The organism is Pseudomonas sp. RW3S2 (assembly GCF_014268955.1).
Classification (GTDB): domain Bacteria; phylum Pseudomonadota; class Gammaproteobacteria; order Pseudomonadales; family Pseudomonadaceae; genus Aquipseudomonas; species Aquipseudomonas wayambapalatensis.
In genome coordinates, this window is the sequence record NZ_JABWRM010000034.1 from 1 (window position 1) to 15,190 (window position 15,190).

General features: G+C 62.6%; 10 protein-coding genes. 2 read left to right on the plus strand and 8 right to left on the minus strand.

Annotation, left to right across the window (positions count from 1 at the left end; all coding sequences use genetic code 11):
• Nucleotides 1-141: 141 nt before the first annotated feature.
• From HU748_RS26020 to HU748_RS26045, 6 genes are all read right to left on the minus strand, one after another.
• Nucleotides 142-609, minus strand: a complete 468-nt coding sequence (locus HU748_RS26020) for an SRPBCC family protein (RefSeq protein ID WP_186722514.1) — start codon at nucleotides 607-609, stop codon at nucleotides 142-144.
• A 34-nt stretch (nucleotides 610-643) separates the two neighbouring features.
• Entirely contained in the window at nucleotides 644-4,075 is a 3,432-nt protein-coding gene (locus HU748_RS26025) for an amino acid adenylation domain-containing protein (RefSeq protein WP_186722516.1), read from the minus strand.
• Between the two features lie 10 nt (nucleotides 4,076-4,085).
• Complete coding sequence (locus HU748_RS26030; protein ID WP_186722518.1) at nucleotides 4,086-5,015, minus strand: diiron oxygenase; 930 nt, start codon at nucleotides 5,013-5,015, stop codon at nucleotides 4,086-4,088.
• Nucleotides 5,012-5,788 carry a DUF3050 domain-containing protein gene (locus HU748_RS26035; RefSeq protein ID WP_186670448.1) on the minus strand — a complete coding sequence of 259 codons (777 nt, stop codon included), beginning with the start codon at nucleotides 5,786-5,788 and terminating at the stop codon, nucleotides 5,012-5,014. Before HU748_RS26035 ends, HU748_RS26030 begins: the two co-directional genes overlap by 4 nt.
• Nucleotides 5,789-6,379: 591 nt before the next feature.
• Entirely contained in the window at nucleotides 6,380-6,964 is a 585-nt protein-coding gene (locus HU748_RS26040) for a thioesterase domain-containing protein (protein ID WP_186722520.1), read from the minus strand.
• A 72-nt stretch (nucleotides 6,965-7,036) separates the two neighbouring features.
• A complete protein-coding gene (locus tag HU748_RS26045) occupies nucleotides 7,037-7,729 on the minus strand; it encodes a GntR family transcriptional regulator (RefSeq protein ID WP_186670444.1) in 693 nt (230 codons plus the stop codon).
• Between the two features lie 204 nt (nucleotides 7,730-7,933).
• On the opposite strand from HU748_RS26045, the gene lapG reads away from it, so the two are divergent.
• The gene (lapG, locus tag HU748_RS26050) at nucleotides 7,934-8,695 is read left to right on the plus strand and encodes a cysteine protease LapG (RefSeq protein WP_186711566.1); all 762 of its coding nucleotides are present in this window, start codon (nucleotides 7,934-7,936) and stop codon (nucleotides 8,693-8,695) included.
• Between the two features lie 9 nt (nucleotides 8,696-8,704).
• A complete protein-coding gene (lapD, locus tag HU748_RS26055) occupies nucleotides 8,705-10,651 on the plus strand; it encodes a cyclic di-GMP receptor LapD (protein ID WP_186722521.1) in 1,947 nt (648 codons plus the stop codon).
• Nucleotides 10,652-10,672: 21 nt separating this feature from the next.
• Here the strand turns inward: lapD and HU748_RS26060 are convergent, their stop codons facing one another.
• Complete coding sequence (locus HU748_RS26060) at nucleotides 10,673-11,014, minus strand: tryptophan synthase subunit beta (protein WP_186670455.1); 342 nt, start codon at nucleotides 11,012-11,014, stop codon at nucleotides 10,673-10,675.
• A 159-nt stretch (nucleotides 11,015-11,173) separates the two neighbouring features.
• A partial coding sequence (locus HU748_RS26065) for an immunoglobulin-like domain-containing protein (RefSeq protein ID WP_238343467.1) occupies nucleotides 11,174-15,190 on the minus strand: 4,017 nt, incomplete at its 5' end.

The window sequence follows — 15,190 nt, forward strand, 5'->3', positions numbered from 1 at the left end:
GTGAGAGTAGGTCATCGTCAAGATTCATTTCGCAAAACCCCTATCTGCGTGAGCAGGTAGGGGTTTTGTCTTTCTGGTGCCCAAGAAAAACCGCTGCTGCGGTCAGCGCACATCCCACAACAGCGGCTCGGGTTATCGCCTTCAGCTCAGTAGATTGCGCACGTTCGCCATCGCATCATCGGCAAAGCCCTGGAGAAATGCCTGGAAGCCTGGCAATGCCTCCGGGCCGCCTTCCCAGGGTTCGGCCTGGATAGTCCAGACCGCACGGCTGCGATGCGCATCCAGCGCCTCGACCTGCATCGCAGCCCACAGGTTGCCGATATTCAGGCTGGTGTAGATCAGGCTCCAGGTCATCTGCATTGTTTGCTCGTCTCGCGAGTTCAACTGCTCGATGACCACATTGCCATCCTTGAACAGTTTCTTGCGCACCGAACGCACTCCGCTTCCGGTCATCTCGATATGGGCCAAGGCGGGAATGAACACCGGGAAGCCGGCGAAGTTGCCGACGATGTTCCATACAGCCGCCGCCGGGGCTGCAATGTCCACGCTGGATACCACCAGGCAGCCTTGTGGATTACGGACCAGCGTGTCGGGTTTGAGTGTTTGCATGCGATGTTGCTCCTGTTGTGAATGAACGAAGGAATCAGAGAAAGCCGATAGCGCTCAGGTAGCGGCAGCCGCGGCGCAGCAACTGCGTATCCTTGGCCGGGTAGCGGGCGCCCATGCGCCGAACACCCTCGCGGGCATTGCCGTGCTCGATGCTGGAGATATCGCCGATGTCCTCCTCGAAGCCGTCGAGGTAAAAGCCCAGGACATCGAACAGCGCGTTGTCGCGATCTACCCGCCTCAGCTGGCCTTGCCACTGCTCCACCTCGACCAGCTCGAAGCGGTGGCCCTGCTCGCGGAATGCGGCCAGGTAGTCTTGCCAACGCAGCGGTTCGGGGTTGTGCAGGTTGAAGACGCACTGCGCGGGTTGGTGCCTGCTGCTGTGAAAGGCGATGAAGCGGGCCAGGAAGTCCACCGGCATGAGGTCGAAATCGATCTCCAGCCGTGGTACCTGGCCCAGCTGCAGTGAGCCCTTGAGCATCAGCATCAAGCGATTGCGTTGGGGCTGGCACACGCCGTTGCGGCTGTCGAAGCTGATATTGCCGGGACGGAACAGATTCACCCGTACCCCTGCTTCACGTGCCCGCTGGAGGATACGTTCGCCGACCCATTTACTCAGGTTGTAGCCGTTGCGGATGTAGATCGGCGGAGTCGGCGCGGGGCCTTGCTCCAGCACGCGGCCGTCGCTGTCCATTGCGCTGCAAGCGGACAGCGTCGAGACGAAGTTGAAGACCTTCTTGCGTCGCCCTTCGCACAGGCGCAGGCATTCGAACAGCGGTTCGATGTTGTCGCTGACCAAGGCCTGGTAATCGAGTACGTGATTGACCTGGGCAGCGTTGTGCAGCAGTGCGCCGTAGTTCAGGTCGAGATCGTCGTAGTCCGCTTCGCTCAGCCCCAGCCGAGGGCGGCGCAGGTCCGCGTCGAATACCCGTACGCGCTTGTCATCAAGGCTTAGCTGATTGTCTGCCAACGCCTGTCTGAAGCGTTCAGTGGCACTCTGGGTTGCGCTGCTACGTACCAGGCACGCCACCTCCGTGGCCCCCCAGTCGAGCAGTGCTTCGACCAGATGTACGCCGAGAAAGCTGTTGGCGCCCGTGACGATAACCTTGTGCACATCGCCCATGGCCTGCAGAGGCAGTACCTGCAGGTCCAGGTCACGGTTGGCGTCCTGCTCCAGGCGTTGGAGCGAAGTCTCCAGGGAGTTACCGTCACCGTCGAGCAGCGCACCCAGGCGCTGTAGCGTCGGCTGTTCGATGAAGCGGTTGATCGCCACGCCGCGGCCGAAAGCCTGGCGCACCTCCAGCAGCAGCCGCGATAGCAGGATCGAATGCCCGCCCAGACTGAAGAAGCTGTCGTCGACGGAAATATCCGACTGGGCCAGTTCCAACAGCTCACTCCAGAGCCCGAGCAGACGCTGCTCGGTCGGTGTGCTGGGTGCTAGCCGCTGTGCCGCTGGCAAGGTCAGTGGATGCGCCCGCAACGCCTGGCGGTCGACCTTGCCGTTGGCGGTGTAGGGCATTTGCTCCAATACCTGGTAGAACACCGGACGCATGTAGTCGGGCAGATGCCGCTCAGCGTGTTCCCGCAATCCAGTGTTGGCCGCATCACACGTGGGTTGCGCGGCGAAAGCCAGGACGCGGCGTTGGGCATCGATCACCACCGCGATCTGTGCATACAGGCCGCTGTTGCGCAGGCAGTGCTCGATTTCTTCCGGCTCTACGCGAAACCCGCGGATCTTCACCTGATTGTCGCGTCGCCCGCACAGCTCGATGCCCTGTGCGGTCCATTTGCCAATATCACCTGTACGGTAGGTGCTCAGCGAACGGCCATCGGGCAGGTCGAGTACGACGAAACGCTCGGCGGTCAGTTCCGGATTGTTCAGATACCCCAACCCGACCCCCGGGCCGCAGATGTACAGCTCTCCGGGTGTCTCCTGAGTGACCGGCTGCAAGTCGTCGTCCAGGATCAGTACCTGGGTATTGGCGATTGGCACCCCCAGGTTGCGATTACTGTCCCCGGCAGCGCAGACGCGAGTCGTCGCCAATACCGTGGTTTCGGTAGGGCCATAGATGTTGTGCATCCGGCATTGTTCGCTGTACCGCGCGATGACCTGGGGCTCGCAGACATCGCCCCCGGTGATCAGGTGGCGCAGGCCAAGCGGCCTGTCATGCGGGAGGATGCTCAACAGCGCTGGCGGCAGAAACGCATGGCTCACCGCCTGGCTGTGGATAAGTTGCACCAGTTGCTGGGGATCGCGGCGCTGGTCATCGCTGGGCATGACCAGTTCCGCGCCGCAGGCGAAGGTCGGCAGGATATCCAGCAGCGAGGCGTCAAAGCCGATGGTTGAGAACTGCAGCACCCGGCTGTGCGCATCCAGTGCGACATGCTCGCGATACCAGGCGATGAAGTGAGTGAGGTTCCGCTGGCTGAGCAGCACGCCTTTCGGCTGACCGGTGGTGCCTGAGGTATAGATCGCCACGCAGGCCCGGTCTGCTGTCTCGGGCCGCAGGACCAGCGAGGGCAGGCAGCTGTCAGTGGGCACCTGCAGCGTGCGCACATCCAGCAGGGCCAACTCGGCCTGTGGCTGGCCGTCATGCAGCAGGACCCGGGCGCCAGCATCCTGCAGAATGCGTTGACGACGTTCTGTGGGTGTCGTCGGGTCCAGTGGCAGGTAGATTGCGCCGCAACCCAATATCGCCAACACGCTGGCGTAGAGTGCTGGCGACTTGGCCAGGCAGACGCCCACCACCACTGGCTGATCGTCCTGATCAGGCAGTAACGGCAGCAGTGCCCGTTGCAAGGCCGCGCTCAGTGCGTGCAAGTCGTGATAGCTGCTGCGCTGGCCATCGCGGTTCAGCGCCGGTTGCCGTGCGTGTTGGCGCAGAGCTTGGTCCAGGCCCTCCATCAAGCCGACTTCGCTGCTTACCAGCAGGTCTGTGCGTTGAGAGCGGTTGAACGGATGTCGGTAGGCCAGCGTTTGCAGCCAATCCAGACCGTGCTCACGCGTTTGCAAGCCGGGCTCGACGGCGCACGCTTCGTTCAGATGCTGCGGGTCGCGGGCGAGGTACGCGACCTGCCGGGTGACCAACTCCTCCAAAGCTCGCACCGCATCTTCACGCAGTTGCTGGCCATTGCCCGAGATGGGCGCGACCAGCGGTACGCGGCTGATCAGGCGCGCAGCCGTGGCACTGGCGCACCAGCACAGCAGTTCCAGGTGTGGCAGGGTGTCGGCGTGGCTGGCGCCCAGGCGCACCCTGAGCAACGGCGTTTGCCCCAGGTGTGCCCAGTCACTGGTGCACAGCACCAGGCTGCCGTCCTCCAGAACCAGAGAGTGATGGCTGGCCAGGGCCTGGCGTAGCATCGAGGGTGAATCGGCCAGCAGGGTGGCGTGGCCCTGCTCGTCGAGTATTCGGGCCAGGCTGCGCAGCGCAAGGCTGTGGCCGACCATCAGTATGTCGAGACGTCGCATGCGGATCTCCTCAGGGCAGGTAGCCGCGCAGGGCTTCCTGCACGCAGGGCGACTCGAGCATCGAGCTGCTGCGGAAGAAGCGCAGGATGTTGCCCAGCAACGGATGCTGGTGGTTGATCGGGTAGGCCAGGCCGAGCACTTCCTCGCGCAGCGACTGGCGCAGCGTTTCGCTGACTGGCAAGGCCTCGATCAGGTTGAAGTCGAAGGCCTGCTGGATGTCGTTGGTCAGGTACTGGCCCAGGAACACGGGCAGCACCTGGGCGATCATCTGGCGATCGACCTCGGGCGCGGCTTGCCAATAGATGCGCGTCAGCCGCGCCCAGAAGCTCGAATGCCGACCTTCGTCGAGCAGGTGATCGGCCATCAGCCCCTTCACCGAGGGCTTGACCGTGTCGTCGCGGGCGAAGGCGGCGACATCGTCGGTCAGGGTGTTTTCGGCAATGCCGACGCAGATCAGCTCAAGAGCGTCCCGCAGCGTTTCCGGCACCCGTGCCAGTGCGGTAGGGATCGCACGGCTGAGTTCGATCTCGGTGGGCAGGGCGATCGGCTCGAGGCCGGTCAGGGCGATGGTCTGCTGCAGGAAGTCCATGGCCACCAGCGCGTGGTAGTCCTCGTCGACCACCACGGTCATGGCGTCATAGCGGCAGGCGAAGGGAAAGCGCACGGTGAAGCGGTCCTTGGCAATCCGCCTGGCCGTGCGGTCGACGATCTCGGTCTCGAAGATCACCACGTCGTTGATGAACTTGTAGAGGCTCTGCACCAGCACGAAATCACGCAGGTGCGGGCAAGCCCATTGGAAGGTGGCGCTGAGTACCAAGGGTTGGCGGCTGAGGGGGTAGATCAGACGCTGGTCGTCCTCGAGCCGCCGCCGCGGGCGAGTACGGATGGTGGCACGCTCCTCCCAGCTGTCGGCGAAGGAGCGGTAATCGAGCGCGTTCATGGCGTGACCTCGCTGGCGGTGACCTGCAGCGAGGCGCGCAGACGGTCCCACAGCGCGGTGCGGCTCTGGACGGCGGCGATGGCGGCTTCGTACACCTCGTGTTGACGTTGCGGGTCATCGTTCACCAGGCGTGCCAGCAATGCTTCGGCGGCCGGGCCGTGGTCTTCGGCGTCGACCTCGATGTGGCGCTGCAGGTAATAGCGGAAGGTCGGGGCCTGCGCCTGGTCGATGCCCCATTCGTCGAGGATCTGCTGGAACATCGCCGGGATGACGCTTTCGCGGCCATGCAGGAAGGCGGCTGCCACGCGATGGGCAGGTGCGTTGAGTGCCACCTCGAGAGTGTCACCGACGAAGTGCCTGGCGGCCTCGCTGGCGCCACAGCGCTGCAGGGCAGTGGCGTAGTCGAGGCCCTGTTGTTGCAGATGGACGAAGCGCTCGATGGCCTGGGTGCTGGCACCCACTTCGCGCATGGCGTCCAGATACAGTTCGAAGTGGCTGTAGTGGCCGTGCTGCGGGCAGTCATCAGATTCTTCGCCGAGCACGATCTCGTTGATCAGGCGGGCGGCGGCGGGGTCCACCGGTGGTAGCCAGGGCAGGCTTACGCAGGTCAGTTCCCGTTGCAGGCGCTTGGTCAGCGACATGAAGTCCCACACCGCGAAAACATGGGTTTCCATGAAACGTTGCAAGGTTTCAATAGTGTCGATTTCTGAGAAGAGCGGGTGTTGGGCGAGCGTGGATTTATGACTGGAAAGTGTGCGCTTCAATGTGCTCATGGTTGATATCCATTGTGTGAAAGTTGGCATGTTTTCCCGATAAGTTGCAGCCGCTGAAATACGCCGGGCGAACGGGGTCCTCGACAGGTACTCGATGGCTGAACAGTCTCGGTGATGGTGGCCGCCCCTTGATTCGTCTGGCTTGTACGTAGTCAAGCCGTGTCGGGTGTCGGCGATATAAAAGTTAGAACAACATCAAAGTTTGCCGCAAATGTTTTTTGAAATATTTTAATAATTGAAAAGTTTCGAGCAATAGTGTGCTGAATAAAACATTTGAAGTGTTTTATTTTGGCAAGACAGGCCCCTTCCGATAATTAGTCATCAGAAAACAAAGTTGAGTGAATGCCTCACTCGAAGCACTGGTGAATGGAAGTACGAGGATGTTCCACTGTTGAGGGGCGGCTGATCGCCACGCGGCCCTTGCCCCGGTGTCGGGCTCCTTCTGCGGGTAAATGGAAGGCATGCGACCGGGCCCGGGACGGACGATCGGCAGTCGCAGCGCGACTAGAGTGGGCTCAAACGACTCGCGCTGCCATGGTCATTGGCAGCGCATCAGGGGAAACAACGCCTTCAAGAGGGGGAGTAGCCTGCTCAGAGGCTCAATAAGCCAAGATGCGTGTTGAAGATTCTCACGAGTCTTTGGTCTTGATACGACTTGTCGACCCTATGGTCGGGCAACTCGATGAGCTCCAGTTCGCGCCGGACGAAGGCGTGCCAGCCAAGCATTTCGGGGAGGGCTCCAGGTGGGTAGAGGACCGTCACCGGTAACCGTATGGCATTCGCGCTGGCATCGGGTTCTGCCACCCTTGGGCTGTCACAGCTGGAAACAAACAAATGGCGGGTCTGCCCGGGGTACTCGCGTTCCGCCAGTTGTGCCAGCTCGAACGCCATGTGCGCCCCCAGGCGCTGGCCAAACATGGCATGGGGCCCTTCGAGGTAAGGATGCAGGTGCTTGGCCACGGTTCGGGCCAGGGGAGAGGGGCCTTGCAGCGGGTCGCACGGGCTGCATTCGGCATGGCGTCGAACATCCACTGCTATCAGTTCGATATGGTCGCTCAAGGCATGGGACCAGGCGCGATATTGCTCCAGGTGCTCCTGGCTACAGGCGAGGCAGATCAGACGGATTCTCGGGGGTTGCCCGGAGTGCTCTGGTGCCGGTGGTTTCTGGGCGTGCACTGTCTGTCCTTCGCTCCGTTCGGTGCCGGAGCTTCATGGCTGACACGGCTTTTGGCTATGTCAGCGGGTGATTCATTTGCCGGCTTGGCTGTTCAGGTAGTTCCTGATGGTACGTGATGCCGTATTGAGGTGCCTTTCCAGCACGTCGATGGCCTGGTCCACCAACTTGTCGCTGGCAGCGTCCACCAGTGCGATGTGGTCGTCCTGAGTCAGCTTGCCCAGGCCCATCGACGACAGGTGGAAGCGCAGGAAGCGCTCCTCTTCGTTGAGCTCGATCTCGATCATGCGCAGCAACTTGTGGTTGTGCGCCTTGCTGTACAGCGTCATGTGGAACAGGCGGTTGAGGCGGCCGATCTCCGCGTGGCGTGTCTCGTTCTCCAGTTGCTGGATGTAGTTGCGGGCGAGGGCGATGTCGCTAGCGTCCAGGTGGGGAATCGACTGGCGCAGCGCTTCGGTCTCGAGCAGAACGCGCAGGCCATAGGTGTCGACGGCATCTTCGCCGATCAGCGGTGCGACCACGGCGCCCTTGTGCATCACCACCTTGAGCAGCGATTGCGCCTCGAGCTGGCGCAGCGCCTCGCGCACTGGCATGCGGCTGACCCCGAACAGGCCGGCGAGCTCCTGCTGGCGCAAGGCGGTGCCGGGAGGCAGCCGCCCATCGACAATAGCGCTGCGCAGACGCTCTTCGATCACGCTGCGGGCAAGGTGCGCTGGCACCTGCTCGTTACCCAGCACGGAGCTGAGGAGTCTGGTTTTCTCGGCCACGCGGAGTCTGCCTCGATGATTGCGATGATTGGATCCAATAACCCTAGTCAGCGGGGTGATGGCTTGTCAAACCGCGGTGACGGGTGCCTGCGGCCGATGGAATGCGGCTATCGTGAATGAAGTCATCGAGCAAAGGAAGTCGGACTTTTCCTGGCTCGATGATCGTAACCTCCTACGCTTTTTCACGCGCACCGTGATTGTAAGGTGCCATTGTCTTTTCCCCCGGCAAGCCGCACCATCGCTGCTTTGGACTGGTCTGGATGGGTGTTCGCAGTGGCGATACCTGGAATGCTCAATTTGGCCGTGCGTCGCCTCGGCCTCGCCGTGCTGCTTGGCTGCCTGCTGCTGGGCGGCCTGCATGCGGATTGGGATTTCGCCCAGATCAGCCGCCGCGCGCAACAGCTGTACGGCCCGCTTGGTGCAGGGCAGGGGCGTATCGACGCCTGGCAGAACCTGATGGCCACGCAGAACCAGGGCAGCGAACTGGACAAACTGCAGGTGGTCAACCTGTTCTTCAACAAGCAGCTGCGCTATGTCGAGGACATCGACCTGTGGCATGAGGTCGATTACTGGGCCACGCCGGTCCAGTCGCTGATCAAGGGTGCCGGCGATTGCGAGGACTACGCCATCGCCAAGTATTTCAGCCTGCGCCGCATGGGCGTGCCCGCCGAAAAACTGCGCATCACCTACGTCAAGGCGTTGCGCCTGAACCGGGCGCACATGGTCCTGACCTATTATTCAAGCCCACAGGCCCAGCCGCTGGTGCTCGACAGCCTGATGGACGCGATCAAGCCGGCCAGCCAGCGCAACGACCTGCTGCCGGTCTATGCCTTCAATGGCGAAGGTCTGTGGCTGACCGGCGCCGGGGGCAACAAGAAGGTCGGCGACACCAAGCGCCTGTCACGCTGGCAGGACGTGCTGAAGAAAATGCAGGCCGAAGGGTTCCCGGCCGAACCGGTTTATTGAGGAGCACAGATGTCACTGTTCAAACAATTGTTGCTTGCCATATGCCTGCTCCTGACCATCGCCTTCAGCGGCAGCTTCATGGTCAGCCTGGAGAGTTCGCGCAGCCAGTACGTCAACCAGCTGCGCTCCCACGCCCAGGATGCGGCGACGGCGCTGGCCTTGTCACTCACACCGAACATCGATGATCCGGCGATGGTCGAGCTGATGGTCAGCTCGATCTTCGACAGCGGTTATTACTCGAGTATCAAGGTCATCGACCTGGACTCCAACGCCGTCCTGGTCGAGCGCCATGCCGAACCAGACAGCAATGGCGTGCCACGCTGGTTCATCGGTCTGATCGGGCTGGAGCCGGCCGGCGGCGATGCCATTGTCAGCCGGGGTTGGCAGCAGGCTGCGCGGGTCGAGGTGATCAGCCACCCGATGTTCGCCCTGGCCAAGCTCTGGCAGAGCGCCCTGGGCAGCCTTGGCTGGTTGCTGCTGTGCGGGGTGGTGAGTGCGGTGCTGGGCGCACTGCTGTTGCGCCGCCAACTGCGGCCGCTGGACTACATGGTGGCGCAGTCCCACGCCATCGCCCGCCGTGAGTTCCTCAGCCTGCCCGAGCTGCCGCGTACGCCAGAACTGCGTCGGGTGGTGCAGGCGATGAACCAGATGGTCGAGAAGCTCAAGGCACTGTTCACCGAACAGGCCGAGCGCAGCGAAAAGCTGCGCAGCGAGTCGTACCAGGACAGCCTCACGGGGCTGGCCAACCGGCGCTACTTCGAAATGCAGTTGAACACGCGTGTCAGCAACCTCGAAGAGGCCCGAGCCGGTTACCTGCTGTTGCTGCGGGTGCAGGACCTGGCCGGCCTCAACGCCCGCCTGGGCGGCCAGCGCACCGACCAGTTGCTGCAGGCGGTGGGCGAGCAGTTGCGGCGCACATGCGCCAGCTATCCGGAAACCAAGGACTTGATCACCCGCAGCCGCGGTGGCGAGTTTGCCGTACTGGCGCCGGGGATGGTGCATGAGGAGGCAGTGCAACTGGCACAGGCCCTTGAGGCGACCTTGCAGAGCCTGCATGTGACGGGGGCCAGCGATGTCGACCCGGTGGCCTGTATCGGGTTGGCGCCGTTCAGCCCTGGGGATGCACCGCAAGCCTTGTTGAAGCTGGCCGACGAGGCGTTGGCACGTGCCGAGAGCCAACCGGAGCCGGGCTGGGTCTGCCTGGAGCAGGGCGCCGCGGCCCAGGCTGCCGACAGCCATCACGCCTGGCATTCACGGCTTGACCAGGCGCTGGACAAGGGACAGTTCGAACTGTTCTTCCAGCCCGTGGTGGATTGCCAGGCGCCAGAGCGTGTCCTGCACTACAAGGTGATTTCGCGTCTGCACGATGGACAGGGTGAGGCGCTCGCCGCCGGGCGCTTCCTGCCTTGGCTCGAGCGCTTCGGCTGGATGCCACGGCTCGACCTGCTGGTGCTGGAGAACGTGTTGCGGCATCTGCAGCAGCATGGCGAGTCGCTGGCGCTGAACCTTTCCGCCGCCACCCTGGCCGATGCCAAGGCGTTGCAGCGAGTCTACGAGCTGCTGGGGCAGCATGCGGCATTGGGGCCCAGGTTGACCTTCGAGATCGGCGAGGAGCAACTGCCAGAGCAGGCACAGCTGGAGAAACTGACCCGCCACCTGCACAGGCTCGGTTTCGGTCTGGCGCTGCAGCGCTTCGGCGGGCGCTTCAGCATGATCGGCAACCTGGCTCACCTTGGGTTGGCGTACCTCAAGATCGATGGCGGTTATATCCGCAGCATCGACCAGGAGCGGCACAAGCGGCTGTTCATCGAAGCGATCCAGGGGGCAGCGCACAGCATCGACCTGCCGTTGATCGCCGAACGTGTGGAGACGGAAGGGGAGCTGCAGGTGCTGCGCGAGATGGGCGTGCAGGGAATCCAGGGGCAACTGGTTGGAGAGCCAGCGCCCTGGAAATGAGGGCGCTGTATCCGCAGATCCTCAGATCAACCCGCCCTCTTCATCGTCTTCGATCAGGTTGTTCAGGCTTCCCAACGCCTTGCGCGCGGTGGAACGGCTGAGCAGTTTGGCCTGGGCACCAGGGGGCAGGTCGGTGATGCTGAACACGCCCTTGGCGGTCAACACCTCGATCAAGTCCTCGAGCACACGGATCATGTCCAGATCGCTCTGTTTGAGCTGCTTGAGACTGTTCTCCACGACATCATCGGCGAACCATTCCTGGATTTCGGTATGGTCGGCCGGCAGCGTGTCGGTGTGCTCGGCAAAGGCAGCTGCTTCTACCCGCAGCAACTGGCCGTTGGCATCGCGTTGCACGTAGAACATGGCATCGACCCTCGTCACGATGATTCCTTCTTGGTTGTCAGCAGCATAGGCAAAGTTCAGCAGGCCTGCCGGGCCTGGCAGGCGAGTATGCGCCGTGAGGCGACGGCAGGAAAGCGCCGCACCCCCGGCGGCCGGTAAAAGCCGCCAGGGGCGTGGGCATCAGCTGTTGGAGTTGTCGATCTTGATGGTCGGGTCGGCGCCACTGATCAACGAGTTGATCGTGGTGTTCGACCAGTTCACGCCCTCGAGCTTGATGGTCACGTCAGCGTTGGCCAGGCCGCCGGCGGCATTGAGTTTGCCTTCGGTGCTGACCTGCAGGGTCGACTCACCGTTCACGGTGGTGATCTTCAGGAAGTTGTCGATGGTGCTGGCCTTCTCGCCCTGCAGCAGGTCGCGCAGGTCGAGGCGGTCGCCCTCGGTGGCCTTGAAGTCCTTGATCACGTCGTTGCCCAGGTCGCCGGCCTTCCACACGAAGGTGTCGGCACCGGTGCCACCGATGAGGATGTCATCACCCTTGCCACCGATCAGCACGTCGTTGCCAGCACCGCCAATGAGGATGTCGTTGCCTTCACCGCCCAGCAGCGTGTCGTTGCCGGTGCCGCCGAGCAGGATGTCGTTGCCCCGACCGCCGTCGATGTAGTCGTCGCCACCCTGGCCGAAGATGATGTCGTCGCCATCGCCGCCCATCAGCGTGTCGTTGCCGTCGTTGCTGCGCGAGATGTCGAACTCGGTGTAGTGCTCGGTCACGTACTTGTGCATTGCCCGTGCATCTACATCGCCCGCATCGACGCCCAGCTTGTTGGCGACATAACCGCGGATCGCATCGACACCGGTACCTGCGACCGAGTCGAAGGTGACCAGGTCACCGAAGATGATGTCGTTGCCGTCACCGCCGTTGACCGTATCGTTACCCGGCTGGGTGACCTCGGTGTGACCGAGGATGGCTTCGGCCAGTTTGCTCGGGTCGATGTTGGTCTGTGGCTTGCCATCGGTGTCGAACGGCTTGAGATCGTTGGTCTTGATATCGCTGTTCAGGCCGATGGCCTCGACCTGCGACAGACCCGACAGCAGCTTGAAGGCGGCGGTCGAGTCGTTCATGGTCGCGGTCGTGGTATCGGAGCCGTTACCGGCGCGGGTGGACAGTTCATAGCCACCGTTACCTTCGGCACGCACATCGCCGCTGGTGGTCACGTTCCAGCCGCCCCAGGAGTAGGTCTGGACGGTCAGCTTGCCGGTGCTGTCTATGGTTATGTAGTTGGTGTTGTCCAGGTACTTGGAGATCGTATTGCCTGGTTTCCAGTTGTTCGCCGTCAGGAAGCTGTCCAGCGTGGTGCTGGTGTTGCCCAGGGTCGGGTTGCCGCGCTCGCTGGTCTGGTAGTAGGTCGGCTTGCCGTCGGTGACGAAGAACGTCTGGTTGCTGCCGGTGTTGCCAGCATTCTGGAGGTTCTGGAACCAGTTGGCGGTGGTCTTGAAGGCGTCCTCGTAGTTGGTGCCGCCGTTGGAGTTCAGCGTCTTCAGGGCGTTGAGCAGGGTCTGCAGGCCGGCATCGTTGAGGGTCACCGAGACCGAGGATTTCACCTGGCTGGCGAAGTCCACGAGCAGGATGTTCACGGTACCGGACTGGTCGCCCTTGACGCTGGCGGCCAGGGTCTTGAACACCGACTCCAGCGACTGCTTCGCCGCATCCACGCCAGACGAGCCCATGCTGCCCGAGGTGTCGACGATGAAGGCGATGTTGTAGTTCTGACCTGGCACCACGTGCAGGCCGACCACGTCGGCGACGACGATATCGTTGCCATCGGTACCGGTGAAGCTGTCGCCTTCCGACGTCAGGTTGCTGGTGTTGTAGGTCTGCGGGTACACCGTGACCTTGATGGTGCCTTCGTTGGTCGCGGTGCTGCCGCCAACGCTTTCGGTGGACGTGGAGCTGACCTTCACATCGAATTGGCCGCTGTAGTAGGTCGGTGGCTTGATTGCCAGGCTGCCCAGGTTCCAGCCGGTGACGTCCACCGCGCTGCTACCGACGGTGAGGCTATGGCCTGCGTTATCGCTGATCACCGAGCCCGCCGGGATGCCGCTGAGTTTCACGCTCAGGGTTTCCGAGCCGTCGGTGTCGGTCAGGTTGGTGTTGATGCCGACCAGCTTGACGGGGGCGCCATTCTCACGACCTTCGTTGAGCTTGTAGCCGTCGTAGTAACCCTGGCCGTTGCTGCCGTGCAGTTCGGAAACGGTCAGGCCGGCATTGGTCATCGCCCCGAGGTTCGGGTACATCGGGATGGTCGAGCTGTTCAGGTCGGTGACCGCGCCGTTGCCCACCTTGATGTTGATGTCCAGGCTGCCTGGGCCGGCCTGGTTGGCGTTGTAGATCTCCAGGGTGTAGTAGCCGCTGGTGGTCGGCGTGTAGCTGCCGGTGATGGCGCCACTGGCGTTGCCCCAGGTGCCGCTGGCGACGTTCTTGCCGCCGATCACGATCTGCAGGCTGTCGTCGGCCGTGCCGCTGAAGGTGTAGGTCTTGCCGGCTTCCAGATAGATCAGGCCGGAGGTCTTCGAGCCGGTGCCCGGGGTCACGGTGGCGGTGGTATCGACCGTGGTGACCTGCTCGCTCTTGCTGGCGTTGCCGGAGTTGGCGAACACGTTCTTGAGCTGGTCGCCGGTGATGCCGTTGCCGTTGTTGCCCAGGCCGTTGAGGCTGTTCCAGGTTTCCTTGGTCAGACCGATCGAGTTGACGTTGTTGTTGCCGATCGACAGGTCAGGCCTGTCGGCGACCGGCGTGATATCGACCTTCATGGTCACTTCGCTGCCGGTGTTGGTGCCATCGTTTGGCTTGTACTTGATCTGTGCGTAGTCGGCCTGCTTGTTGCCCACGCCGCTGCCACCATAGCCATCTGCGCCCGACTGGTTGGCCAGCGGCACGAACTTGAGCTTGCCGGCGGCGATGTCGGCCTGGCTGATGGTCTGGTTGAGCGACACGTCGACCCACGAAGTGCCGTTGAAGAACTTCAGGTTGCCCAGATCCGGCAGCTTGCTGATGGTCACGCCCAGGCCGGTGTTGCCATCGGCGTCGGTGACCTTGAAGTCGCCCCACTGGAACACGTAGTCGGTGTCTTCGGTGCCAGTCACGGCGCCGCCTGGCGATACCGGCATGTGGTCGTTGTCGATGATCGTGGTGGTGACGCTCGACTTGCTCGGGTTGACCTGCAGGTTTTCGAAGCCGCCGCCGCTGACACCGCTGATCTGGACGGTGAAGTTCTCCGAGCCCTCGACGAGTTGGTCATCAATGGTCTTGATGTCGAAGGTGGCGGTGCTGCTGCCAGCCGGGATCTTCACGGTGACCACGCCGGTGTAGTCCTGGCCGTTGGTGGCGGTGCCACTGTAGCTCAGGGTGACAGTGACCTCGGTCTTGGACGGATTGGTCAGGGTCAGGGTGTAGTGCGCGGTGTCGCCTTCGGTCACCGACGTGTCGCCGCTGATGCCCACGGTGGTCAGGTCGCCCTGGCCGCTCGGCTCGTCGGTGACGGTGGTGGTGACGGTATTGCTGCCAAGGGTCAGCTTCTCGAAGTTGTCGCCGCCGGTGACCGATTCGATCTTGTTGACGATCGGTGCCTGGCCGCCGACATAGACGTCGTCCTTGGCGGTGATGGTGAAGGTGCCAGTAGCGCTGCCAGCCGGCACGGTGACCTTGGTGCCATCGCTGAGGGTGAACACCAGGCCGCTGTGGCCGGTGACCGACAGGCCCTGGGCGTTGGTCAGGGTGACGGTGTAGGTGACCTGGCCGCCTTCGGTGACAGTGGTCTTGTCAGCAGACAGCGTTGCAACGACTTCGCTGATGGTGTCGGTGATCTGCACGGTGGCCGAACCACCGAGCTCCAGATTCTCGAAGGTCTTGCCCGGAACGGTGGCGTCGCTGATGCCCACGGTCAGGGAACCCGAGTCTTTGAAGACGTCATCGCCCTGGGCTGGCGCCTTGTATTCGACCTGCGTCTGGCCCGCGGCGATGGTGACCTTGTCGCCATTGCTCAGGGTGACGGTGAGCGGACGATCCAGCGGCTGGTTCACTTTGACGGTGAACGACGGTTGCTGATCTTCGGTGACGTTGCCGTTGCTGACGATGGTGACCGAGACCTTGTCGCCCTGGTTGCCGGAGCCCGGCGTGCCCACACCAGGTTCGTCGGTGAC